Raw genomic sequence first — 25,363 nt, 5'->3', positions numbered from 1 at the left:
GCCAGAGGGCGCCGCTATGATAGCCCGGTGAGCAGGTTCCGGGCGGTCTGCTTAAGCGGCTCGTTATCTTCTTTGAGCAACTCGTTGAGCAGTTCGATGGCGCTGTCCAGATCGCCATCATCAATGCAGGTCTGGGCTTGCTCCAGTTTGTCGGCGCTGCTCGGCTCGGCCGGTTCCAGATTCAGCGGTTCCAGCTCCAGCGACTGGCCGGGATCGCTGAACTCGTTGAGAAAGGTGTCATCCAGAGACTGCGAGTCTGGCTCGGCGACCCATTCAAGTTCGGGCTCGTCCAGCGTCGAGTCGTCGGGCATTTCAAATACCTCGGGCAAGACGTGCAGGTTCGAGACAAACGGCGGCTCGACCGGCGCGGATTCACTCAATGGCTTCGCGGCGGACGGCGAGTGCTCAAAAGGGCTGATCAAGTCCCAACTAGAATCCATCGACAGGTCATCCAGGTTCAACTGGAACTCATCGTTGGGTGCTGCTTCGGCAATCACAGCCTTGGGGGGAGTGATTGACGCTGCAACGGCCAACGGTGCCGCACTGCTCAATTTCGGGTGTCGAGCGCGAATATTCTGAAGTTCTTGCAGGTCGTATCCGGCATCACGCAGGTTGTTTTCCTGTGCCTCATAGGCGGGTACGTCACCCTGTTTACCCAAGACTTCCAACAGCTGCACGGCCAGATCCGTGCGCTGCGGCGCCTTGATCAGCGCCTCTCGCAACAAACCGGCCGCTTCGGAAAAACGGCCATAGGCCAGATAGATATCAACCCCTTCAAACACATCGCCGGCGGGCGACTCTTCACCCGATTCAGTTGCCGGTTGCAACTCTGACGATTGGGCAACCGGTTCTGCAGTGCGATTGAGCACCGGTTCATGCCGTGACGGCAAAACAGGTAAAGCGTCGGGCAATGCCCGAACCTGTTGTCGTTGACGCCGAACGAACAACCCCAGCAACACCAGAGCCACCACCGTCAGCAACCCGAGCATCTGCAGCCAATTAGTAGACTCAGGCTCTTCAACAACGGCCGGTGCTGGAGCCGCAACGACAGGTGCAACCGGCTCCACCGCCGCGGTCTTGATTTCCGCCAATTGGGTTTGCAGTTCCGTCACCTGCTTTTTCTGACCAGCGACCTGCTCCTCCTGGGCCTGAAGCTTCGCAGTCAATTCATCGATGGTTGCTTGCAGCTGCTGGTTTTGCAGCACGCTGGCGGCCAGTTGTTCGGCAACGGGATCACTCACAGGCGCGGCGGCAGGTTGATCGACGCGAGGAACAGGGGGCTTTTTGCTCTTCGCCGCAGGTGGCTTCGCAACGAGCGGCTCAACCGTCGGGAATCCGGAGGACTGAACGTCGGTCACCGGTTCGTCGGTGACGGGAACAATCCCCGGCGAACCCGGCGGATCGATCAGCACCGTGTACTCGCGCAGCACGCGCCCGTTGGGCTGATTGAGCTGCACCAGGAAATTCAGGAAAGGTTCATTGACCGGTTTGCTGGAACTCACCCGGATCAGGCTGCGGTTGCCACGCAGGATCGGGGTGAATTTCAGATTATTGAGAAAGAACACCCGATCGATGCCGGCGCGGCTGAACTCCTCCGCTGTCGCCAGGCTGACCGAGAGTTCGCCCTCCTCCAGACCGGCGGCATCTTCCAGGGCGATGTCGGCGCGCAACGGCTGATTCAGCGCTGAATGCAGGGTGATATCACCCAGGCCCAACGCGGGCGCCAATGCCGAGTAAGTGACAGCACCACCGACCAGAAGCAGCCTGGCGCAACACCGCAAAACCATGTGCCAACTCTCGAGCATGAGCATCCCTTAGATAACCAGAACCATCTTGTACGCGTTCGCACATCCGGTACGAACACGATATTGCCAAGTAGTTCTTTATAGTCTGCCCAACGGGGTATCTCAAAAGTCCAGGGGACGTTTATGCCTCAAGACTTTTCCAGGTTGGCCAGAATGTGCCCGTGGACACGCATGCAGATCTTCAAATCCGCCTCATCGACGCCTTCGAACAACTCGTGGCGCAGTTGGGTGGCAATGGTTTCAATTTGTTCGATCAAGGGAAGGGCCGGAGCGCAGAGGACGATTTTCTTCGCCCGGCGGTCTTCCAGCACCGATTGACGTTGCACCAGTCCTTGGCTTTCGAGGCTGTCGAGCAGACGAGCCAGGGTCGGCCCTTCAACGCCGACGCTCTGCGCCAGTTCACGTTGGGTCGGGGCATCATCAAAACGCGCCAGGTGCAGCAGCACCAGCCAGCGCGCCTGGGACAGACCCAGGCCAGCCAGACGGCGGTCCAGTTCGGCACGCCAGCCGCGCGACATCTGGGCCAGTTGCATGCCAAAGCGGTGTTGGTCGGTTAACGGCATAAAACACTCATGATTAGACTGAAATAGAGAAAAACTAATTATTAGTCAGCTAAGCATGACCCTTGGCCAGAGGCAAGGCTTGCTCTGTACTGAATCGTTACATCTACGTGGAAGATCACCTAAATCTCGAATTCGGATTGCAGCGCCGCCCGAACACAGTACAAAACCCCTTCCGGCACTCTCCCGGCGAACAGCGCGGCAATCTCCGACACGGGCGGCAATTCGCCCTCGCCGTCGAGGAACGCGTCCTGGATTTCACCCATCAACTCTTCGGGCAGATCCAGCGCTTGCTCCAGCGACAACTGCTGCTTGCCAATCGCTTCGGCGAGCAGCGTGTAGACGTTCTTTTCCGAGCATTGCAGCTGACCGGCGATCTGCAACGGTGTCATGCCGGCACGGGCCAGGGTGATCAGTTCGTGGCGCAGGTCGGCCACCACTTTCGGCGCCTCGACCTGTCCGCCGAGGACTTCGAGGAAGGCCTCGCCGTAACGCTCCAGCTTGCGCGCACCAACGCCGCTGACCGTGGCCATTTCCGACAGCGAGGTCGGTTGGCTGCGGAGCATTTCCAGCAGTGTCGAGTCAGGGAAGATGACGTACGGCGGCACACCATGCTCTTCGGCGAGTTTTCGACGCAGGGCGCGCAAGGCTTCCCACTGTTCGCGCTCTTCGCCGCGAACCAGTTGGCTCGCCTGGCTCTTGCTGCTTTTGGCCGTGGTTTGCGGCTTGAGGTCGCGGCGCAGCTCCAGGGTTACTTCGCCCTTGAGCAGCGGTCGACAGGTGTCGCTCAGGCGCAGGCCGCCGTAGCCTTCCAGGTCGATGTCCGCCAGACCGCGGGCAACCAGCTGACGGAACAAGGAGCGCCATTCGCTCTCTCCCATCGCCTTGCCCACACCATAGACCGACAGATGTTGATGGCCGAAGCTGCGGACCTTTTCGTTGTCCTTGCCCAGTAACACATCGACCAAATGCCCGACACCGTAACGCTGGCCGGTGCGGTAGATCGCCGAAAGTGCCTGACGCGCCGGCTCGGTGGCGTCCCAGGTCTGCACGCCATCGACGCAGTTGTCGCAATGGCCACACGGCTCGGGCATGTCTTCGTCGAAGTAGGCCAGCAGCGTCTGGCGACGGCAGCGGGTTTCTTCGCAGAGCGAGAGCATGGCGTCGAGCTTATGCTGCTCCAGACGCTTGTGGCGCTCGTCGCCCTCGGAGTTCTGCAACATCTGCTTGAGCATCACCACGTCTTGCAGGCCGTAAGCCATCCAGGCGTCTGCCGGCAGACCGTCTCGGCCGCCGCGACCGGTTTCCTGGTAGTAAGCCTCAAGGGATTTTGGCAAATCGAGGTGAGCGACAAAGCGCACGTTGGGCTTGTCTATGCCCATGCCGAACGCCACGGTGGCAACCATGATCAGGCCTTCCTCATTGAGGAAGCGCTTCTGGTGGTGAGCCCGGGTATCGTTGGGCAGACCGGCGTGGTACGGCAGTGCCGGGAAGCCTTGTTCGCTGAGGAATACCGCCACTTCGTCGACTTTCTTGCGCGACAGGCAATAGACGATGCCGGCATCGCTGCGCCGTTCGGCGAGGAACGCCAGCAACTGCTTGCGCGGCTGCTCTTTGGGCACGATGCGATAGAAAATGTTGGGGCGGTCGAAACTCGACAGAAAACGCTCGGCATCCTGAAGATGAAGGCGGTCGACGATTTCTTCCCGGGTACGCTTGTCGGCGGTCGCAGTCAGGGCGATACGCGGGACGTTGGGGAACAATTCCGCCAACTGGCCCAGTTGCAGGTATTCGCGGCGGAAGTCGTGGCCCCATTGGGACACGCAGTGGGCTTCGTCGATGGCGAACAGGGAAATTTCAAGACTTTGCAGGAACGCCAGCATCCGTGGCTGAACCAGACGCTCGGGCGCGAGATAAAGCATTTTCACTTCACCGCGCTTGATCCGTGCCGCCAGATCGCGCTGCTGCTCGGCGCTGAGCGTGGAGTTCAATGCTGCCGCCGCGACGCCCAGCTCTTCGAGGGTGGCGACCTGGTCGTCCATCAGGGCGATCAACGGCGACACCACCACCGCCAGGCCTTCGCGCAACAGCGCCGGCACCTGGAAGCACAAGGACTTGCCGCCACCGGTAGGCATCAGCACCAGGGCGTCGCCGCCACTGGCCACGCGCTCAATGATTGCACCCTGACGGCCACGGAAACTGTCGTAGCCGAAGATGTCCTTGAGGACGCGTTGAGCCTGTTCGAGCATAGAAACTCCAAAAATCACAAAAACATCCCTGCAAGGCTGGTTCAGAACCACGAAGGCTGCACCGACAAATCGTAAGTGCGCATTGCATGACGCTTCACATTTCAGCCGCGACGCCGGCAGGGCATCACAAAACGCGCGAGTATACCCGACGCCCGTCCGCCAAAGGGTGCCACTGAGAAGACACACTGGGTTGCAAAAATGCCGCGCGGCTGGCCCAAGCGCTCAAGAAGGCCTAGAATTCCCGCATCTGTTTAATTCCCAAGGTAGCCCTTTAATGTCCTTCGCTGAGCAACTAACCCGCCTGCAAGTCTTCCTCGACGCCGACGAACTGCATGACGAGGCGCTGGACTACGTGGCCGCCCACGGCTACCTCACTGCGCTGTCGATCTGTTCCGAAACCGTTCCCGACCGTGAATGGATCGACGCCCTCTTCGCCGAAGAGCCGCATTACGCCGACGACACCGAGCGTGAAGCGATCGAATCCACCCTGTTGGCCCTCAAGGCTCACATCGCTCGCCAACTGGCATCCGATGAAGAGTTCGAGCTGCCCTGCGACCTGGACCTGGGCGAAGAGCCGGATGACTCCGACCTGCGCGGCTGGTGCATCGGTTTCATGGAAGGCGTGTTCCTGCGCGAAGCAGCCTGGTTCGAAACCGCCGAAGACGAAGTCAGCGAAATGCTGCTGCCGATCATGGTCGGTTCGGGTCTGTTCGACGAACAGCCTGAGTTCGAAGACATCGCCAAAGACGCCAACCTGATGGACGACATGATCGTGCAGATCCCGGAAGCGCTGACTGCGCTGTACCTGCTGTGCCAGGCGCCAGACGAAAAACCGGCGATCCTCAAGCCTCGTCACCACTAAGGTTTTGCCTATGGACAACCCCATAGGCAACCGCTCCCTGATGTTGCGTTACGTGCTGCTGGCCATCGGCTGGCTGAGCGTAGCGCTGGGGGTGATCGGGATTTTCCTTCCGGTTTTACCCACCACGCCCTTCCTGCTGCTGGCGGCCGCCTGCTTCGCCCGCAGTTCGCCGCGCTTTTATCATTGGCTGGTTGAACATCCGCGGCTTGGGCCATGGGTTCGCGATTACCTGAGCGGCAACGGCATCCCGCTCAAGGGCAAGGTCTACGCCATCGGTCTGATGTGGGCGAGCATCCTGCTCTCCTGCTATCTGGTGCCCCTGCCGTGGGCGCGGGGGTTCATGCTGACCAGCGCCGTGTTGGTGACCCTCTACATCCTCAAACAGAAAACCCTGCACAAACCCTGAACTCACCACGCTCCCTGTAGCAGCTGCCGAAGGCTGCGTTCGACGGCGGAGCCGTCGCTAGTCCATCTGCTGTGGTCTATCAGGCAAACCGCGTGTGCAGGGTTTACGACGGCTCCGCCGTCGAACGCAGGCTTCGCCAGCTGCTATGTATGGACTCGCCCCCACGTTCAACCTGCTTTTTGAACACTGCTACCCGGTTGCATCTATGTATGAGGCCTGTTCGAGGAAGCCTTCAACGGCTTCTGGCCAACATTGGGTAAGCTCGTGGTATGCCGATTACAGTAAGGCCTCAAGGGCCAGTAGCAGCTTAGGCATCAATCCGCGACGGTCTGACCTGGGTCAATGTTCTTCAGCATGGGTTGGAGCGCTTAACGCCCCGGTGGCAGAACTCTGTTATCAGTGACTCATCGCCGCCTCCTGGCCAGTGCCTGGCTGGCGACGATAAGTCTGGTCGTTTTGCAGTAGCACCCAGAGGATGCGCAGGTTGCGGTTGGCCAATCGCACGGCTGCCTCCTTGCGACCCAGGCGGGATATCCAACGCTGGAGACGTTGGTCATCCGGCTGCTGTGAATCGGGTCGTAGCTGTTTTAAAACGGCGTGGGCACCCTGGATCGTCAGACTGCGCAAGTAAGCATCGCCCTGCTTGCTCATCTTGCCCAACCGGACCTTCTCCCCGCTGCTGTGCTGGCTGGGCACCAAACCGAAGTAGGCGGCGAACAAGCGCGCGTTGGCAAAGCGTTTAGGCTCGGTCTGCTTGGCCAGCAGCGCCGTGGCGATGATCGGGCCAACGCCGCGCACCGTCATCAGCCGCTTCGCCGTCTCATCCTCCTTCGCTGCCGCTTCCAGCCGACCGGTCAGCACGTTGATGCGTTCGCCCAGTTGACCCCATTCACCCAGCAATTCGGCGATGAGTTCGCGCAGCAAATCGGGTAACGGCTGGGTGGCATCTTCCACTATCCGAGGCACGAGTTGGCTGATAGCCATTTCACCCTGCGCCATAGCCACACCATGTTCCAGCAGTAAACCGCGCATCTGATTGCCGACCGCAGTGCGTCGCCGTACATATCCCTGCCGGGCCCTGTGCAGAGCCTGCATCGCCAGCGCCGCCGCACTCTTGAGCGGTACGGCTGAGATCTTGCAATCACGGCCTGCGCGCAAGATAGCCAATGCATCGTTGCGATCATTTTTCGGGCCGTTGCGATGATTGGCCACATGCTGGGCCGGCAGGATGCGGACTGGATTACCCTGCGTTTGCAGCAATCGTGCCCATGCCTGAGCGCCTGGCCCGGTTTCCACCAACACCGTCACGCTCGCTGGAAGCTTATGAAGAAATGCCTGAAAGGCCTCACGTGACTTGATTCGATTCTCGAACAACACCTGACCGAGAACATCCTCCCCGGCCAACTGAAAGACTCTTTTGGCAAGATCCACCGCAACTGTGGTGCATGCCGCCAGATCGGCTGACAAAGACTGATTGATCGTCGTATGCTTTTTCATGGCCTCGCCCTCGCTGTCGTTGGCTTCTATAAGAATGCCACCGTGGCGCACAGACGCCTCGGCTTGGGCGAGTCCATTCAATTACAAGTCCGCATACCAACCCGACGATCAACCCTCCCTTTCAATAAACACCGCCTAGACTTCAGGCATCTGCACCCGAGCGGCCAGACATGTCCCGCAGTCTGCGTAGTCCAGGATGGTCAACGCTCCGACTTCGGCTCGGCGGATGGCTGTTGCTGATCACTTTTCTGTTGGCCGGGCTGGGCAGTGTCTGGGCTAACTGGAGTTTTACGCAGATTCTGCAAACCGCTGAAGATCGCTACGGCACCCTCGGCCCGGGACGGGGAAGGATCGAGGCCTGGAGTCAAATGCTCAGTAGCGAAGTCAACGCCCCCGAACGCGAGCAACTGAACGCGGTCAATCGCTTCTTCAATCAGCAACTGAACTTTCTGGACGACACCCGCATCTGGCATCAGACCGATTACTGGGCCACGCCCGTCGAATCCCTGATCAAGGGTGCCGCTGACTGCGAGGACTACGCACTGGCGAAATATTTCAGCCTGCGCTACCTGGGAATTCCCAGCGAAAAACTACGCATCACCTACGTGAAAGCCCTGACCCAGAACCAGGCGCACATGGTGCTGACTTTCTACAACAGCCCCACGGCCGATCCGCTGGTGCTGGACAACTTGATCGGCGAGGTCCGCCCCGCCTCCCAACGCAAAGACTTGCTACCGGTGTACGCCTTCAACGCAGAAGGCCTTTACTTGCCGGGAGCCAATGGCGGCAAACGCAGCAGCGACTCGAAAAAACTGTCGCGCTGGCAGGACGTACTAAAAAAGATGCAGGCTGAAGGGTTCGCCGTGGGTGACGGCTAGCCACCTGAGCAAGGAGTGATTCATGTCACTGCGTAAACAGTTGTTTCTCGCCATTTGCCTGTTCTTGCTGGTGGCGTTCAGCGGCAATTTTTTTGTCAGTCTGGAAAGCTCTCGCGACCAGATGCTCGGCCAGTTGCGCTCCCACGCCCAGGACGCCGCCACCGCGTTGGGTTTGTCGTTGACGGCGCAAATCGATGACCCGGCCATGATCGAATTAATGGTCAGCTCGATTTTCGACAGCGGTTATTTCAGCAGCATTCGGATCATCAACATCGAGGATGCGCAGGTGCTGGTAGAGCGCAGCGCGCCGGGACAAATCGACGGCGTTCCCGGCTGGTTTGTGAACTTGGTCAACCTCCACCCACCCGGTGGCGAAGCGCTGATCATGCGCGGCTGGGTGCAGGCGGCACGGGTCGAAGTGTTGAGCAATCCGCAGTTCGCCCTGGCCAAACTCTGGGACAGCACCCTCGGCAGCCTGATCTGGTTGCTGGTGTGCGGCCTGCTCAGCGCCGTGTTTGGTGGCTGGTTGCTGCGCCGGCAATTTCGTCCACTCGACACGATGGTCAAACAAGCCGAAGCCATCAGCAAACGCGAGTTCCTCAGCCTGCCGAAACTGCCGCGCACACCGGAGTTGAAACGCGTGGTACTGGCCATGAATCAGATGGTCGAGAAGCTCAAGGCGCTGTTCGCCGAAGAGGTCGCACGCAGTGAAAAACTGCGGGTCGAGTCCTATCAGGACAGCCTTACAGGCCTGGCCAATCGACGCTTGCTGGATGAAGAGTTGGCCGACGAGTTGCTGGTCTCCGAGCAGAGCAGCGACGGCCATTTGCTGATGCTGCGAATCAACGATCTGGTCGGTCTCAACCAACGCTTGGGCGGCCAGCGCACCGATGCGCTGATCAGCGCCGTCGGCGAATTGCTCAAACGCCTGACCCAGCCACCGGAACGTCGCACCTGGCTAGCCGCGCGTAATCGCGGCGGTGAATTCAGCCTGCTGACGCCAGGCCTGGACAGCACTGACGCCGCACGCCTGGCCTGCGAAATCAGCGCCACCCTGGAAAACCTGCGCCTGACCGGCGCCAGCGACGCCATGCCGGTGGCGCATTTGGGGATCGCCCCTTACCATCCCGGTGAACCGGCCAGTGACGTGCTGACCCGATTGGATCAGGCGCTGACCGAAGCCCGGCAACATCCCGAGCGCCCGTGGGTTCACTTGGCCGATTCCATCACCGCGCCGAACCCGTCCCAAAACGACTGGCAAACCTGGATCGACGACGCCCTGAACCAAGGCAAGATGCAACTGTATTTCCAGCCGGTGGTGCAATGCGCCGACACCAGCCAGGTGCTGCATCACAAAGTCCTCGCGCGCCTGCTCGACCCACAGGGCGAGGCCATTGCCGCCGGGCACTTCCTGCCGTGGATCGAGCGACTCGGCTGGTCGGCCCGGTTCGACCTGGCCATGCTCGAAGCCACCCTCGACTACCTCATCGTCAATCGTTGGCCCCTGGCGTTAAGCCTGTCCGGCAGCACCCTGCGCGATCCAGCGCAGCTGCAACATATCCTCGACATGCTCGAAACGCTGCCCGAACTCGCACCGTTGCTGATTCTGGAAATCGACGAACGCCAACTGCCACCTCAGGAAGAACTGCAACGCCTGAGCCACAGCCTGCTCAACACCGGTTACCGCATCGGTCTGCAGCATTTTGGTGGCAGCTTCGGCCAGATCGGTAACCTGGCTCAACTGGGGCTGGCTTACTTGAAAATCGATGGTGCGTACATCCGCCACATTGATGAGCAGAGTGATAAAAAGCTGTTCATCGAGGCTATTTTTCGGGCGACCAACAGCATTGATTTGCCGTTGATTGCGGAAATGGTGGAGACCAAAGGGGAGCTGGAGGTGATCCGGGAGTTGGGATTGTTTGGGGTGATGGGCCGGTTGATTGGGCCGCCGGAGCCGATGTAATGCGGTTAGACCGTTCGTCTTAAACGTGGGTTTACCTGTCATATATGACAGTAGGCAGAGGCTGGAGCGCGTTATCTAATCTGACCGTATCGGTGCCGCCCATTCGGGAAGCCGGGCGCCTCTTATGGAAGGTACACATTCATGAACAGCCCAATGACAAACGCTGGCCCTGCCTCCAACCAACAAATCGTTGTATTCCCGCCCGATCGCGGCATCGGCGTACTGGCTGTCGATCCACCCTACCCGCCCGGCTTCAAACCGCAGAACGACGGTGCCTTGGGGATCAACATCAACATGGTATACGGCGACCGCGATGGATTGCTGGTTTACATCCTGGCCTATCTGAATATGGCCATCGGCGACAACATCAAGGTTTACATCGAAACAAAAAACGCGCCCGTCGCCGCATTTTCGGTCACCGAAGCGCATTTCGATGCTGAAGGTAACGCGAAAAACATTCCTTTTTATATTTCCGCCAAAGACATGGAAGCCAAGTTTCTGAACCTTGGGAACAAGGACTTCTGGTTCGAGGTTCAGCGCGTGAGCGGCAATCCCTCCGAAGGATCGCCTCCTGTTCAGATGTTTTACAAACATCCAGCACCGGGCGAAGCGGACACTGACGGTGGTAAGCCATTCAACCAGGGCCTCAAGTTGCCCGTAGCCTCGGAAAGCGTCGTCGATCAGACAGTGATCAATGACGGCATGTTCGTGACCGTTCTGGAGTACTTCAATCAATCCATCGGTGACGTGGTGGTGCTTGCCTTCGGGTCTCTGCTCCTGGAGACCACCGTCACCGTATTGGGGGATGTTGTCTTTGAACTAACATCGGAAATGCTCGCCACTTTGGCACCCACCAACAGTCTGGTGGTGCGCTGGGAAGTGTTCGACGTGGTGGAAAACTCCAGCGGCTGGTCGGATGCACTCATCCTCACGTTCAAACCCGGTGTGGTGTTGCTGGCCGCACCGATCTTTGAACGGGCCGATCCCGACAACGTGGTGCATCACGATGGGCTTGCGGGCGAAGCCATGGTGATCCTGGTCACCGGGGTATTTGCAAAAAATGATCTGATTGAGCTAACCCTGGAAGGGCTCACCCGAGGTGGCGACCCCGTCACCCACACCTTCAGCGTGACGCTGGCTGCAGCGAGCAGAACAGTGGACTTTCCGGTATTGAATGAGTGGGTACGCAACCTGATTGGAGGTTCGGCGCGAGCCACCTACAGATTGACCAAAGCAGGCAAGACTCAGCGCTCGAAACCCGCCGATGCCACCTTCACTGGCACGTCCCAGCCACTGGGCCTGCCGATTGTCGATCCGCTGGTGGACAACAAACTACCGGTCGACACCGCCACGGCCACGGTGCGGGTCGCTGAATATTGGCCCTTGAAAAAAGGCGCGATCGTCAAACTTCATTGGCAAACCACCGATCAGGACGGGATTAAGGCGCTGTTCATTTTCCAACAGATCGTCGTCGACCCAACACAACCCGTCATCTTCCAGGTGCCTGCCAAATACATCGCCCCCTACGCCAGCACCCCTTTGGCCGTGCAATGCACGGTGACTAACCCGGGAGAGGTGGAGGTGTTTTCGCGACTGCTGCAATTGATGTTTGGCGACGTGGCGCAAATTGTATTGGAGCCACCGTTTCTGGTCAGGCCGGCGGTCAGTCCAATTGATGTATTGGCCTATCCGGAAGGGGTGACGGTCCGGATTGAATACCTCGGGGCTCTGGACGGTGACCGGGCGCGATTGGTCGAGGTCAATGCGCCGGCGGGTTCACCGCAGTTTCCGTTGGTAGCGTTCAACAGCAACAAGCGCGTCAATACTCTCTTGACTCAAGCGTTTCTGGTGGCCCGGCACGGAAAGGTGTTTGAGCCGCGGTGGAATCTGAATCGGGGTGGCGGGCAGGCAGGGAGGTCACCGGTGGTGAAATTGAGTGTGCTGAAAATTGCGGATGGGGATATGCGCTTGCCAACTCCAACCATAGACCGTGCATCAGGGCAGGAACTGGATGTGACCCTACTGCAGGCTACGGATCAGCTACGGGTAGGCGAGTGGCCGGGTCAGGTGCCGAGGCAAAATGTCTGGTTGGAGTACAAGGGGTTTGATGCCAATGGCAGAGCTATTGTTTTTAACGACATGAAAGGAGAACCTCATGACTCGGCGTCGGGACTGACTCGACTGGTACCGTTTACGTGGTTAAACACGCTGGAGGATGGCAGTGAACTGACCATCCTTTTGAGGGTGAACTTGGATGGTGTGCCCAATACGCAGACAGCTACAAAGTTTCCGGAACAGGTCTATAGGGTCAAGGCAGTCGCGCTCATCACACCGACCATCAATTCCGTGAAGGATACGAAGAATATTGAGATCCCTCAGGATGGCACGACCACCGACACCACCGTGACCCTGGCGGGCAAAGCGACGGGGAATCTGCAAGTGGAGATTTTTGATGGGACGACGTCCCAGGGGACGGCACAAGTCAACGCCAGCGGCGACTGGACCAAGCAGGTCACCGGCCTCACCGTGGCGGCACATAGCTTCACCGCCAAAGGGCTGTATGGCAGTAACCCGGTGTCGACGCCGCCACGCACCTTGACGGTAACCCGCCCCTTCGTCGTCGACACGTCCACCATGATCCTGGATGGCGTCGCAGTTTACGTGAATGGGTGGGTAGAAAGTGGGAACACCATCGAAAACAATACCAAAATCCGGCAACCAACGTCCGGAACACCCGTATATACCTACCAATCGAGCGATCCCACCATCGTGCAGGTTTCTGGAGATGGAAGCGTCACCGGCCGGCGCAACGGAACCGCCAGCATAAAAGTGCTAGACGCGTCCGGGCAATCTGCCGAATACAATGTCCGGGTTACAAACGTATACAGAATCGTATTAAACAGCGCGCTGTTAACAGGCGACCAAGCCACAGCATGGGCCCGATCCCAGGGTCACATAAATTTGTACCCCTTAAACGACGTAACCAGCAAAATTACCACAGCGTTCAGCCGTACATATGGCATGTATCCAAATCCCAACCTGCGCTTTTTCCCCCGAACGGAAGGCATAGATTATCCCAAAGTAAGCAACCCACCTCATTACCAGATGTACGGGTGGATAGCGCGGACCTATGTAGTAAACCCACAGGGTGGCAAGATGCATGAAGGACTTATGTGCTTCTCCTCTGGCGGGAGCGCCATAGGAGGCGCATCCCTCTCACACGTATACGGACAAAGCGCACCTCCATTCATCAATTATCAAGGAAACGCATGGTTCACCACCCGCTCGGGAGCGTTCGCTTTACTGACAACATAACTTACCAGCCCCAAGCCGGTCGTGATCTTGATACGCAAAACGTTAATCCGCGACGGCTGTCTCCCTCAGTATCTGGGGTAGGCAGCCATAAGAGGAAAAGCGGACGCATTTATCTACCGGCCCAAGTTGTTTGGTCGAGTTACACCGACCTGAAAAAATCGTGTGGAACTCAGGTTTTTGAGTGTGTTTCATAACTTGAGCCACGCACAGTCAGTCCCCTCTCCCTCCGGGAGAGGGTTAGGGTGAGGGATGGATTCCGAACTGAACGACGAACCCTCAAACACCAAAAAACCCGCCATCCCTTTCTACGGGGATGGCGGGTTTTGTCGTTTCAGATCACACGGTATCCACCTTCAACGAATGATCATTCAACATCCCGTTGATAATCGTCGCCGTATCGTGCCCACCGGCAATCACCCCACCCGCCCCCGGCGTTACGCCGTAATGGCTGGCCAGGTTCACACCCGCCAGATCAATAGTCTGATTCGGCGCGGCACCAGCCATGGCGCTGACGTCGATGCTGGTGACCAATGAGGCACCGCTGCCAGTGACTTTGAAGTGCAGGTAATCATCCACTGCGGTGCCGTTTTCCCCTTGCAGCAGTTGCGACAGGTCGAGTTTGTCGGTGCCCGGCGGCCGCTGTTGCCTTTGAGCCACTGGAAGGATCCAGTGCAGCTGCAACACATCCTCGACATGCTCGAATCGCTGCCCGAACTCGCGCCGTTGCTGATTCTGGAAATCGACGAACGCCAACTGCCACCTCAGGAAGAACTGCAACGCCTGAGTCATAGCCTGCTCAACACCGGTTACCGCATCGGTCTGCAGCATTTCGGCGGCAGCTTCGGCCAGATCGGCAACCTGACTCAATTAGGTCTGGCCTATTTGAAAATCGACGGTGCGTACGTCCGTCACATTGATGAGCAGAGTAATAAAAAGCTTGATGGGACGTTTGATTGGGCCGCCGGAGCCGATGCAAGGGGTTCGACCGTTCGTCCTAAACCTGTCGCCACCTGTCACATTTGACAGTAGGCAAATCATCCGACATCAGGTGTCATGACGCTCATCGTCGCCCTTTGCTTTTAACTCGTGGGCACCTCGGACAAGGAGTAACGCCATGACAGCTGCAGAGATTCTCAAGTTGGATCTGGTCAGGATCGAGGGCATGGAAACCACCGTGCCTGGAGGGATCAACGCACAGTGCGGCATCCCGATTCTCGCAAAGATGGACTCCGGATACTTAGCTGTCGTGGACCCTTTTCCCGGTAGCCAGCAGGGCCAGACCATCACTTTGTACGTGAACAAGCTGAAGGTCGATTTCCACACCTACCTGAACCCAGGAGATGAAAACAAACCCGCCAATCTCCAAATCCCGGCGGACTATCTGCGCGAAGGCCGGAACCTCATCCACTACGCCGTCACCAACGGTTCGCAAAACATCGGTACCTCTGAGGACCTGCAGGCATGGTTTCACCGGGAGGGGCCGGGTGGGCGGGATGACCAGCCGGGCGATGGCGTGAATTCGCAATTGATGATCCAGGTCGAGGACGCCGCCAAGTACGGCGTAGGGCCGGAACTGGCCCAGCGCGGGGTCTGGTTTTACGTGTTTTACCCGTTGATGAGGGCGTTCGACACGATCCTGTTCAATTGCAACGGCCATGTCATCGAACACAGTGTGAGCGTCGAAGAAGCTGCGCAAACTTCTCACCAGAATCCGCTACCGATTCTGGTGGACAATGCCGCCCTTGTTGCCGCTGGCGAGGGGACGGCAGTTCCCTTCTCCTATACGGTCAAGGACTGGATCGGCAACGGTCCTGCCCCGGAACCGTACTCAGTGAACATCCCGTTGTGGGTAAACCTCAAGGGCAACTGGTTCGACAAACCCGTCCTCAGCCCCCAACACGGGCCAGACACCATCGACCTGGGTGAACTCAATGGTCAACCAGTGATCGCCAAGGTACATATCCGCACGCCATGGGCCACAGGCGACACACTGGAACTGACCTGCACCTACCGGAACGCGGATGACAAGGACGTGACCTTGGTGGTGACAAGGGAGGTGAAAGTCGTCCCGCATTTTCCCGAGTTGTCACTGAACAATAGCTACTTTGCCGACGCAAGTGGTTGGCAGATATGGGTGTACTACAAGCAATTGAGAAATGGCCGGGAACTGGGACGCTCTTACTCAACGCCAGTCATGGTGACAGGTAATGCACAGGTTGAGCTGAAGGCACCGTTTCTGGTCGCACCAGCCAAGAACCCGATTGATTCATCTCTTTATCCGGAAGGGGTGACGGTTCGAGTCGAACACCTGACCGCTCAAGAGGGCGACGAAGCGCGGTTGGAGGCGCTCAATGCACTTCCAGGCACACCGGAGTTTGCGACGGTCAAGTTGAACCAGAACAAGCGCGCCAACTTCACGCTTAGCCCCAAGTTGCTCAAAGCACATCGGGGCAGAAACCTCAGACTGCGCTGGGTTCTAATCCGCAAAGGATCGCTGACACGCTCACCCGAGTTACGGCTCAGGATTTCGGCCCCGGTAGAGACCCTGACCTTTGACAATGACCCCTACACCCTCGCCCCGGCAGGCCGGTTTACAGTCAGTCTGGCGCTGGCGAAGAATGGCGTGGATCTACCCGGCGAAACCGTCGAACTGTCCTTGCCAAAAGATTTTACTTTCAGCGACAACGTCGGGGGCAGCCGCCGCTTCGTCACCGACAAAGATGGAAAGATCACTGTAAACGGGGTGAAGGGGCACACGGTGCCCGGCGCTTATTCCTTGACTGCTCTGCATGAAAACCAGACCGTGACTGGCGTTGCGACCGTCAGACCACAAGAATCAGAGGGGATCATTACGGGAATTCCCTACCCTTACAACATCGCAATTAGCCCCGACGGCACCCGAGCTTATATCGTCGGTACATCACATTCCCCTAACTATGGCGCACTCACGGTGGTTGATACCGCCACTCACCAAGTGATTGGCTCCATTGCACTAGGGGGGAATGTGTGCGGTGTTGCAGTCAGTCCGGATAACAGCCGCGTCTATATCACCCGGGGTGGCGCCGGGTCTCTTAACCATCTTTTGACCGTAGTCGATACCACCAACCTCGACATTATTGCCAACGTCCCATTCCATGGTCTTACTCCATTTGGCATTGCCATAAGCCCGGATGGCTCTCGTGCCTATGTTTGTAGCATGGTTTATCCTTTTACCAGCTTTCCCAACGATAGGCTGGCGGTAGTCGATACGGCTCGATTCGAGACCCTCCACACCATAGTCCTTCAAAAGTACGCACTTGAAGTCGCTGTCAGCCCGGACGGTAGTCGTGTCTATGCCGCCAACGCAAATGGCACTGGCGGCTCCAGCGGAACGGTCTCGGTGATTGATACAAGCACCTTTGGCGTGGTCAGCAACATCGAGGTTGGGTCCAATCCGCACGGCATCGTGGTCAGCCGGGACGGCACTCGCATTTATACCGTCAGGACAGAAGGCAGCCTGCTCGTGGTGATCGATGCCCGTACCCATGCAGTCATTCACAACATCCCAATCGGAATTGGCGCGTGGCACTTGGCGCTCAGTCCGGATGGCAAGTCTCTCTGTGCCAGTGAGTGGAATAACGGCAAGGCCATCGTGATAGTCGATACCACGACCTTTAGCGTCCGTCGCATCCCGGTCGGCCGCGACCCTAGAGGTGTAGCCTTCAGCTCGGACAGCACTCGCGTCTATATCTGCAATTTCACGGACAACAATGTTTTGGTTGTCGGGAATTAAAGTAGCAACCCACGATAAGTCCAGAACCAGATGTTTGGAAGAAAGTGGTAGGGAAAAGGGGACGGGGGAAAGGGGACGCATTTATTTACCATTACTTAATGATCGTTCCCCACTCTGCGGGAACGATCAATGCTTAAGAGCCTTCGTCAAAGCCAATAAAAACCCGCCATTCCCTACACAGGAATGGCGGGTTTTGTCGTTTCAGGTCACACCGTATCCACCTTCAACGAATGGTCGTTGAGCATGCCGTTGATGATGGTTGCCGTGTCGGCGCCACCGGCAATGACGCCGCCCGCCCCCGGCGTTACGCCGTAATGGCTGGCCAGGTTCACACCCGCCAGGTCGATGGTTTGATTCGGCGCGGCGCCAGCCATGGCGCTGACGTCGATACTGGTGACCAATGAATCGCCGCTGCCGGTGACTTTGAAGTGCAGGTAATCATCCAGCGACGCCGCAGTGCTGTTTTCCCCTTGCAGCAGTTGCGACAGGTCAAGTTTGTCGATGCCCGGCGTGAAGTCGGTGACCACGTCGTGGCCGCTGTTGCCTTTGAGCCACTGGAAGGTGTCGGCACCGCTGCCGCCGGTGAGGGTGTTGTTGCCCAGCCCGCCGATCAGGAAGTCGTCGCCGTCCCCACCGTTGAGCATGTCGTTACCCAGGCCGCCGTTGATGATGTTGCTGTGGTTATCGCCGGTGAGGCTGTCGTTGAAGTTCGAGCCAGTCAGGTTTTCGATTGCTGTCAGGGTATCGGTCCCGGCGCCCGCAGTGTTCTGCGCCCCGAGCACGCCCAGATTGACCGTAACCCCGGCGGTGGCGTGGGCATAGCTCGCGGTGTCGACGCCGGTGCCGCCGTCGAGCAGGTCGTTGCCCGCACCGCTGTACAGCAAGTCATTGCCGGCGCCGCCGTGCATTTCGTTGTTGCCGGAACCTGCTGTGAGCACGTCGTTGCCGTCGCCTGCGTTGATGACGTTGTTGCCGGTGCCCGCCACCAGTACATCGTCGCCCGCCGTGCCGGTGAGGGTGTGGCCGTCCTGATAGGTGATGGTCACGGCGGCGTTGTCGCTGCCACCATGACTGTCGCTGGCGGTGTAGGTGCCGTGGGCATCTGGCGTGATGTGGGCTCCGGCGTAGTTGACGGTCATGGTCAGCTCGTAGTTTTCCGCCCCCTGCCCGCTGTTGCCCGGACCACCGTTGTCGATGTTGGTGATGTGGATCTGGTAGGTGCTGTCCGACGTTGCGGTGAGGGTTTGCCCGTCCGCGAGGGCGATCCATGCGCCGCCGTTGATTGAGTACTCCATGGCGATATGACCGGCCGCCAGATTGTGATCCAGGTTAAGGGTTTCACCCTGTTTGAGGTCGACGGTGATGCGGTCGTCATCGTGGGTGTTGCTGCTTACCGGTCCCAGCGCCCCGCTGACGACCAACACCGCCGTCATGGCTGCCGTATTGGCGACGAATGCACTGCGGGCGAGGGTCACCGCCTGCTCGTTACCGCCGATGAAGCTGAAGTTTTGAATGGTGCCGGTGAAGTCCGCGCCTTTGGCAATCCAACCGGTGTTGACGGTTGTCGGCGACGCGGTCAGCGGATCGCCATTCGGATCGGTGTCGTTGGCCAGCAACAATTCGCCTGGCACCACGACACTGCCCGACAGCACGTTGGTGATGATGTGGTCATCGACCGCCACCGGTGGCGCGTTCGCAATGACTGGGTCCGTCAACGTCGAACTATTGTTCACGTCGATGGTGATGGTGGTGGTCCTCTCGTCGCCATCGCCATCGCGCAAGGTGTAGGTGAACACGTCGGTCGCACCGGGATCGTTCACGGCGTCCGGGTTGCTGTGATAGACCGCGTTGCCCGCTGCATCCAGCGTCAGGTAACCGTAGGTGCCATTGATCTGGCTGTTCAGGCCGCCGATGGCCGAGGTCGATGTGTCTGAACCGGCACGCACGCCGACCACCCCACCCCCATCGGCATCGCCGAAGTCGTTCGCCAGCACGTTACCACTGACGATGCCGCCCTCCGCTACCGAGACTGCGTCGGGGTTGGCGGTCGGCAGGTCATCGACAATGTTCACCACGATGGTACTGGTGGTGCTGTTGCCCAAGGCATCGGTGGCTTGGTAAGTGAAACTTTCGCTGAGGGTGTTCTCGCCATCGTCGGCGTGCGGCGTGGTGCTGGGCGCCGAGGTCAGCGTGTAGGTGTAGGAGCCATCGGGATTGAGCAGGATTTGCCCGTAGGTGCCAGTGGCGCTGCCGACCAGGGTGTAGGTGATCGCACCGGTGGCACCGGTGACGGAGCCGACCAGGGTGCCACTGGCGGTTTCAGCCGTGAGGCCCGGCTGACTCCCGGTAACGGTGCCCGCCGCCAGATCCTGGCCATCCTGGTTCAGATCGAGGGCTTTTTCGTAGACGGTTACGTCGCTGTCGCTGACCGCTGTGATGCCGCTGTTGTGCACGTCGATGGTGATGGTGGTGGTGCTTTGGTCGCCATCGGCATCGCGCACGGTGTAGGTGAACGTGTCGGTCGCGCCAGGGCCGCTCACGGCGTTCGGGTTGCTGTGGTACACGGCGTTGCCGTTGGCGTCCAGCGTCAGGTAACCGTAGGTGCCATTGATCTGAGTGTTCAGACCGCCAACGGCCGAGGTCGAGGTGTCTGAGCCGGCACGCACACCGACCACTGCACTACCTGCGGCGAGACCATCGGCACCGCCGACGTCGTTCCACAGCACGTTGCCACTGACGGTGCCGCCTTCAGCGACCGAAGCCTCGTCGGCATGAGCGGTCGGCAGGTCATCGACGATGTTGACCACGATGGTGCTGGTGGTGCTGTTGCCCAGGGCGTCAGTGGCTTGGTAGGTGAAACTTTCGCTCAGGGTGTTCGGCCCGTCATTGGCGTTCGGCGTGGTGCTGGCCGGCGACGTCAGCGTGTAGGTGTAGGAGCCATCGGGATTGAGCAGGATCTGCCCGTAGGTGCCGGTGGCGCTGCCGACCAAGGTATAGGTGATCGCACCGACCGCGCCGCTGACCGAACCGACCAGGGTGCCGCTGGCGGTTTCGCCGGTATTGCCCGGCAGGCTGCCGGTGACGGTGCCGGGCGCCAGATCCTGGCCATCCTGGTTCAGGTCGAGGGCTTTTTCGTAGACGGTCACGTCGTTGTCGCTGACCGCTGTGATGGCGCTGTTGTGCACGTCGATGGTGATGGTGGTGGTGCTTTGGTCACCGTCGGCATCGCGCACGGTGTAGGTGAACGTGTCGGTCGCCCCGGGGCCGCTCACGGCGTTCGGGTTGCTGTGGTAGACGGCGTTGCCGTTGGCATCCAGCGTCAGGTAACCGTAGGTGCCATTGATCTGGCTGTTAAGGCCGCCGATGGCCGAGGTCGAGGTGTCTGAGCCGGCACGCACACCGACCACCGCGCCTCCTGCGGCGAGGCCATCGGCGCCGCCGACGTCGTTCCACAGCACGTTGCCACTGACGGTGCCGCCCTCCACTACCGAGACCGCGTCGGGGTTTGCGGTCGGCAGGTCATCGACAATGTTGACCACGATGGTGCTGGTGGTGCTGTTGCCCAAGGCATCGGTGGCTTGGTAAGTGAAGCTTTCGCTCAAGGTGTTGGCGCCGTCGTTCGCCTGCGGCGTGGTGCTTGGCGGCGAGGTCAGCGTGTAGGTGTAGGAGCCATCGGGATTGAGCAAGATCTGCCCGTAGGTGCCGGTGGCGCTGCCGACCAGGGTGTAGGTGATCGCACCGACCGCGCCCGTGACGGAGCCGACCAGGGTGCCACTGGCGGTTTCGCCGGTATTCCCCGGCAGACTGCCGGTGACGGTGCCGGGCGCCAGATCCTGGCCATCCTGGTTCAGGTCGAGGGCTTTTTCGTAGACGGTCACGTCGTTGTCGCTGACCGCTGTGATGCTGCTGTTGTGCACGTCGATGGTGATGGTGGTGGTGCTTTGGTCGCCATCGGCATCGCGCACGGTGTAGGTGAACGTGTCGGTCGCGCCGGGGCCGCTCACGGCGTTCGGGTTGCTGTGGTACACGGCGTTGCCGTTGGCATCCAGCGTCAGGTAACCGTAGGTGCCATTGATCTGAGTGTTCAGACCGCCAACGGCCGAGGTCGAGGTGTCTGAGCCGGTACGCACACCGACCACTGCACTACCTGCGGCGAGACCATCGGCACCGCCGACGTCGTTCAACAGCACGTTGCCACTGACGGTGCCGCCTTCGGCGACCGAAGTCTCGTCGGCATGAGCAGTCGGCTGGTCATCGACGATGTTGACCACGATGGTGCTGGTGGTGCTGTTGCCCAGGGCATCGGTGGCTTGGTAGGTGAAGCTTTCGCTCAAGGTGTTGGCGCCGTCGTTCGCCTGCGGCGTGGTGCTTGGCGGCGAGGTCAGCGTGTAGGTGTAGGAGCCATCGGGATTGAGCAAGATCTGCCCGTAGGTGCCGGTGGCGCTGCCGACCAGGGTGTAGGTGATCGCGCCGGTGGCACCGGTGACGGAGCCGACCAGGGTGCCACTGGCGGTTTCGCCGGTATTGCCCGGCAGGCTGCCGGTGACGGTGCCGGGCGCCAGATCCTGGCCATCCTGGTTCAGGTCGAGGGCTTTTTCGTAGACGGTCACGTCGTTGTCTCTGACCGCTGTGATGCTGCTGTTGTGCACGTCGATGGTGATGGTGGTGGTGCTTTGGTCACCGTCGGCGTCGCGCACGGTGTAGGTGAACGTGTCGGTCGCGCCGGGGCCGCTCACGGCGTTCGGGTTGCTGTGGTAGACGGCGTTGCCGTTGGCATCCAGCGTCAGGTAACCGTAGGTGCCATTGATCTGAGTGTTCAGACCGCCAACGGCCGAGGTCGAGGTGTCTGAACCGGCACGCACGCCGACCACCGTCCCCTCGACGGCGAGGCCATCGGCGCCGCCAACGTCGTTCAACAGCACGTTGCCACTGACGGTGCCGCCCTCCGCGACCGCGGTCGAGTCGGAGTTGGCGGTCGGCAGGTCATCGACGATGTTGACGTTGATTTGCCCGGTCGCCGAACTGCCGTCCGTATCGGTGGCGACGACGCCGAAATTCTCGGTGATGCTGTTGGCGCCGTCACCGTCCGGATGGGTTTCATTGTCGTTGAGGGTGTAGCTGTAACTCACAACCCCCGTGGCCGGGTTGTAGCCGGTGACGGTCAGGGTGTTGCCCAACGGGGTGGTGATCGATTGCGGGAAGCCTGCGGCAACGCCACCGCTGATCACGTTGATCCCTCCGATGCTCAGGCTGGTCAGCCCGTCAGGAGCCGACACGCTGAACGTGCCGGTCTTGGTCAGTGCCCCAGGGTTGGGGGCCGAACCGTCGGCCAGGTTGGCCTCATTGACGGTCAGTTCGCCCCCTGTCACCGACAGACCGGTGAGGGTGACCGGATTGTTCGGCACATCAGGAACAACCGGTGCCAAAGGAAGAACCGGTGCCACAGGAACATCGCCTGACCCTCCTGCACCGCCTGCACCGCCTGCACCGTTGTCGCCGTTGTCCGGGTTTCCGGCCAGCCGTTCCAGGGGAAATTCGGGAATGCCGTTGAAACCTGCGGTAGGAAAACCAACGGTCGGATCGACCTGCCCGCCCACCTCTTCAAGCATGACAAACGTGTGGCCGCCGCCCAGTGCACCAGGTGCGCCGCTCGAACCCGGCCCGGCCGCCGTGGCTTCAGCAGTCTGGGTCGGGTCGTCGCCGGCAGCGATCGCTTTCTGCAGTTGCTCGACATCGGTCAATTGCGCCTGAGTCGGCGTCACCGCTTCAGCGGTGTCTACATGGGGTGCCTGATGCGCGAGTAACTGAGACGTCATCTCCATACTGCTGCCACGCCCGAGGGTCAGTTCCTGGCCATTCTGCAGATGCACTGCCACCGCGCCTTCGGCCCCGGTGACCAGTTGATCGCCGGCGAATAACCGGTCCCCCTCGACCAGCGCGCGTCGGGTGCCATCGCTCGCAACCGCGAACACCTGACCAATGACCTTACTGACAATACCGATGAGCGTAGCCATGTGCACTTCCTCCGCTGCCAACCGCTGTCGGCATCCTGTTTTTGCGAAGAACGTGCTCCTGGCTCCAACGGGTTGCCTGGCGGAATCGCCTGCTGGCAGCAATTACTTGAAGTAAGCCGCTGCCCTGGCGCCGTTCTCGCCAAGCGTGCCGCTCGCGGGCGACGTGTCTGCTGCGGGATAAAAAACCCTATGCAATCAATGGCATCGGGATCCAATTGCGCAACAAGTCGCCCTTTGAGCGATGCGTAACGGTTTTGATCCACCAAAGTGACAAAAAACCGTCACCTCAAAACCGTCCGCTTCCCTCCCCTCCAGCACTTCCCCGCCCTATATCGATATGTGGTTTGGAACTTTCCTCAAGCCCTGTCAAGCGCCCTAACGCTCATAAATCAAGGGCTTTCGGAGTGAACAATGTGCTGGATTTTGCGGAGCGCATAAGTTTTTTTTGGCATAAGCCTTATGAAAAATTCTTCTATGGTTTTCCCCAAAATGTTCTTAGCTCTGTTGTTACAAGCATGAAACGGTTTTCACTATAAATGCCGTCAAATATTTGGCGACTAATAATAAGCACCATTAGGAATCAGGGAGAGGCACCCATGCGCGTATTAACCCCGCTCTGCAGCGCAATTCTGTTGGCCATGGCCTGCACTTCTCAGGCTCAAGCCATGTCATTGACGGAGGCAATCCAGAGCACCATCGCGACCCATCCGGAACTGGCGTCGCGTGTAGACAGCCGCCTCTCGGCCGATGAGCAAGTGAAAGTCGCCAAGGGGGGCTTTTACCCATCGGTTGATCTGAATGCCGCCTACGGGCGCGGGTACAGCGATAACACCAACACCCGGGCATTAGGCAATCACCACACCGAAATCCTGACATACACCCAATCGGAATTGCGTCTGCGGCAGATGCTCTTCGATGGTTTCAATACCGCCAACGAAGTCCAGCGCACCAAAGGCGTGGTCAATTCCCGGGCCTATTACGCTCAGGGCACTGCTCAGGATCTGGCCCTGCGCACCATCGAGGTCTACCTCGATGTGCTCAAGCACCGCGAACTGGTGACCTTGGCCAAGAACAATCTGCAAGCTCACATGCGGGTCAACGATCAGATCGGTCTGCGCACCCAGCGTGGTATCGGCAGCACCGCCGACGCCGACCAGTCCGTCGCTCGCCGGGCACTGGCGCAAAACAACCTCGATACCGCTGAAGTCAATCTGGCGGATGCCGAGTCGAACTTCTACGCCGTCGTGGGGCGCCTGCCCGATGAGCTCGAAACGCCGCCGTCGACTCGCGGCGAACTGCCCGCCACCCTGCAGGAAGCCCAGCAAGGCATGGTGGAAAACAACCCGTACCTGAAATCCGCCCAGGCCGATGTGCAATCGGCCGAGAGCCAGTACGAAGTTGCCAAGTCGCCGTTCTACCCTCGCTTCGACGCCGAAGCCGCCGTGGGTGCGAACAACAACGTGCAGGGCGATGAAGGCCACGACAACGAATGGCGAGTCGGCGTAGTGATGAACTACAACCTGTTCCGCGGTGGCAGCGACAAGGCTCGCCTGGCCTCCAATGCGCACCAGATCAACCAGGCAATGGACATCCGCAACAATGCCTTGCGCCAACTCAACGAGAACATTCACCTGGCCTGGAACGCCATGGTCAATGCCAAGAAACAAACCCCGACCGCCCTCGAATACGCGGATACCAGCCGACGCGTGCGCGTGGCTTATCAGGACCAGTTCGGCCTCGGTCAACGCACCCTGCTCGACCTGCTGGACAGTGAAAACGAGCTCTACAACGCCAACCGCCGCTACACCGAAGTGCGCTACACCGAGGAGTTCTCGATGTACCGCGTGCTGGCGAACATGGGTCAGTTGCTGAGCAAACAACGGGTGGTGTTGCCCGCCGATGCGATCGCCTCCACGGAAGTAAAAAACGAAGCCCGTTTGCCTGAACTCAAGTAACCCCTGTAGGAGCTGCCGAAGGCTGCGATCTTTTGATCTAGATCCTGAAAAAAACAAGATCAAAAGATCGCAGCCTGCGGCAGCTCC

General features: G+C 59.3%; 12 protein-coding genes and 2 pseudogenes. 8 read left to right on the top strand and 6 right to left on the bottom strand.

What is annotated here, in order from left to right; genetic code table 11:
* Positions 1-14: 14 nt before the first annotated feature.
* The 3 genes from ACSQ87_RS08480 to recQ form a co-directional block, all read right to left on the bottom strand.
* On the bottom strand, positions 15-1,805 hold the full coding sequence (locus ACSQ87_RS08480; protein ID WP_223433536.1) for a FimV/HubP family polar landmark protein: 1,791 nt from the start codon (positions 1,803-1,805) through the stop codon (positions 15-17).
* Positions 1,806-1,933: 128 nt separating this feature from the next.
* Positions 1,934-2,368: a MarR family transcriptional regulator gene (locus tag ACSQ87_RS08475; protein WP_095127823.1), complete on the bottom strand. Its 435-nt coding sequence runs from the start codon at positions 2,366-2,368 to the stop codon at positions 1,934-1,936.
* Between the two features lie 119 nt (positions 2,369-2,487).
* Positions 2,488-4,614 (bottom strand): DNA helicase RecQ, encoded by a 2,127-nt coding sequence (gene recQ, locus ACSQ87_RS08470; RefSeq protein WP_140684330.1) that lies wholly within the window; start codon positions 4,612-4,614, stop codon positions 2,488-2,490.
* Positions 4,615-4,888: 274 nt separating this feature from the next.
* Between recQ and ACSQ87_RS08465 the strand changes: the two genes are divergently transcribed.
* Together ACSQ87_RS08465 and ACSQ87_RS08460 are read left to right on the top strand one after the other, a co-directional pair.
* Positions 4,889-5,476 (top strand): YecA family protein, encoded by a 588-nt coding sequence (locus ACSQ87_RS08465; RefSeq protein ID WP_008156162.1) that lies wholly within the window; start codon positions 4,889-4,891, stop codon positions 5,474-5,476.
* A 10-nt stretch (positions 5,477-5,486) separates the two neighbouring features.
* The gene (locus ACSQ87_RS08460; RefSeq protein WP_008156164.1) at positions 5,487-5,882 is read left to right on the top strand and encodes a YbaN family protein; all 396 of its coding nucleotides are present in this window, start codon (positions 5,487-5,489) and stop codon (positions 5,880-5,882) included.
* A 396-nt stretch (positions 5,883-6,278) separates the two neighbouring features.
* Here ACSQ87_RS08460 and ACSQ87_RS08455 read toward each other — a convergent pair whose 3' ends face one another.
* Complete coding sequence (locus ACSQ87_RS08455) at positions 6,279-7,379, bottom strand: IS110 family transposase (protein WP_436273578.1); 1,101 nt, start codon at positions 7,377-7,379, stop codon at positions 6,279-6,281.
* A gap of 170 nt (positions 7,380-7,549) precedes the next feature.
* Here ACSQ87_RS08455 and lapG point away from each other — a divergent pair, with 170 nt between their 5' ends.
* From lapG to ACSQ87_RS08440, 3 genes are all read left to right on the top strand, one after another.
* Complete coding sequence (lapG, locus tag ACSQ87_RS08450; RefSeq protein ID WP_223433670.1) at positions 7,550-8,257, top strand: cysteine protease LapG; 708 nt, start codon at positions 7,550-7,552, stop codon at positions 8,255-8,257.
* A gap of 22 nt (positions 8,258-8,279) precedes the next feature.
* A complete protein-coding gene (gene lapD / locus ACSQ87_RS08445; RefSeq protein ID WP_223433669.1) occupies positions 8,280-10,220 on the top strand; it encodes a cyclic di-GMP receptor LapD in 1,941 nt (646 codons plus the stop codon).
* A gap of 141 nt (positions 10,221-10,361) precedes the next feature.
* Complete coding sequence (locus ACSQ87_RS08440; protein WP_223433668.1) at positions 10,362-13,535, top strand: Ig-like domain-containing protein; 3,174 nt, start codon at positions 10,362-10,364, stop codon at positions 13,533-13,535.
* A gap of 336 nt (positions 13,536-13,871) precedes the next feature.
* On the opposite strand, the pseudogene ACSQ87_RS08435 reads toward ACSQ87_RS08440, so the two are convergent.
* A pseudogene (locus ACSQ87_RS08435) lies at positions 13,872-14,200 on the bottom strand (type I secretion C-terminal target domain-containing protein); the annotation flags it as partial.
* On the opposite strand from ACSQ87_RS08435, the pseudogene ACSQ87_RS08430 reads away from it, so the two are divergent.
* A pseudogene (locus tag ACSQ87_RS08430) lies at positions 14,196-14,474 on the top strand (EAL domain-containing protein); the annotation flags it as partial. The pseudogenes ACSQ87_RS08435 and ACSQ87_RS08430 sit on opposite strands and share 5 nt — an antisense overlap.
* 175 nt (positions 14,475-14,649) lie before the next feature.
* Positions 14,650-17,307, top strand: coding sequence for a YncE family protein (locus ACSQ87_RS08425; RefSeq protein ID WP_436273581.1), 2,658 nt, complete (start codon positions 14,650-14,652; stop codon positions 17,305-17,307).
* Between the two features lie 206 nt (positions 17,308-17,513).
* Here ACSQ87_RS08425 and ACSQ87_RS08420 read toward each other — a convergent pair whose 3' ends face one another.
* Positions 17,514-23,321, bottom strand: a complete 5,808-nt coding sequence (locus tag ACSQ87_RS08420) for a retention module-containing protein (RefSeq protein WP_436273580.1) — start codon at positions 23,319-23,321, stop codon at positions 17,514-17,516.
* Between the two features lie 596 nt (positions 23,322-23,917).
* Here ACSQ87_RS08420 and ACSQ87_RS08415 point away from each other — a divergent pair.
* The gene (locus ACSQ87_RS08415) at positions 23,918-25,276 is read left to right on the top strand and encodes a TolC family outer membrane protein (RefSeq protein ID WP_223432050.1); all 1,359 of its coding nucleotides are present in this window, start codon (positions 23,918-23,920) and stop codon (positions 25,274-25,276) included.
* The last annotated feature ends 87 nt before the right edge of the window (positions 25,277-25,363 follow it).

It is taken from the genome of Pseudomonas sp. LjRoot277, assembly GCF_964253845.1.
Taxonomy (GTDB): domain Bacteria; phylum Pseudomonadota; class Gammaproteobacteria; order Pseudomonadales; family Pseudomonadaceae; genus Aquipseudomonas.
This window is presented reverse-complemented; position numbering and strand designations above follow the sequence as displayed.

Bases quoted from the DNA above. Each gene is read 5' to 3' on its own strand.
- lapD (WP_223433669.1), top strand. From the start codon at position 8,280: ATGTCACTGCGTAAACAGTTGTTTCTCGCCATTTGCCTGTTCTTGCTG.
- ACSQ87_RS08465 (WP_008156162.1), top strand. From the start codon at position 4,889: ATGTCCTTCGCTGAGCAACTAACCCGCCTGCAAGTCTTCCTCGACGCC.
- ACSQ87_RS08425 (WP_436273581.1), top strand. From the start codon at position 14,650: ATGACAGCTGCAGAGATTCTCAAGTTGGATCTGGTCAGGATCGAGGGC.
- ACSQ87_RS08440 (WP_223433668.1), top strand. From the start codon at position 10,362: ATGAACAGCCCAATGACAAACGCTGGCCCTGCCTCCAACCAACAAATC.
- lapG (WP_223433670.1), top strand. From the start codon at position 7,550: ATGTCCCGCAGTCTGCGTAGTCCAGGATGGTCAACGCTCCGACTTCGG.
- ACSQ87_RS08455 (WP_436273578.1), bottom strand. From the start codon at position 7,379: ATGAAAAAGCATACGACGATCAATCAGTCTTTGTCAGCCGATCTGGCG.
- ACSQ87_RS08460 (WP_008156164.1), top strand. From the start codon at position 5,487: ATGGACAACCCCATAGGCAACCGCTCCCTGATGTTGCGTTACGTGCTG.
- ACSQ87_RS08480 (WP_223433536.1), bottom strand. From the start codon at position 1,805: ATGCTCGAGAGTTGGCACATGGTTTTGCGGTGTTGCGCCAGGCTGCTT.
- ACSQ87_RS08420 (WP_436273580.1), bottom strand. From the start codon at position 23,321: ATGGCTACGCTCATCGGTATTGTCAGTAAGGTCATTGGTCAGGTGTTC.
- ACSQ87_RS08475 (WP_095127823.1), bottom strand. From the start codon at position 2,368: ATGCCGTTAACCGACCAACACCGCTTTGGCATGCAACTGGCCCAGATG.
- ACSQ87_RS08415 (WP_223432050.1), top strand. From the start codon at position 23,918: ATGCGCGTATTAACCCCGCTCTGCAGCGCAATTCTGTTGGCCATGGCC.
- recQ (WP_140684330.1), bottom strand. From the start codon at position 4,614: ATGCTCGAACAGGCTCAACGCGTCCTCAAGGACATCTTCGGCTACGAC.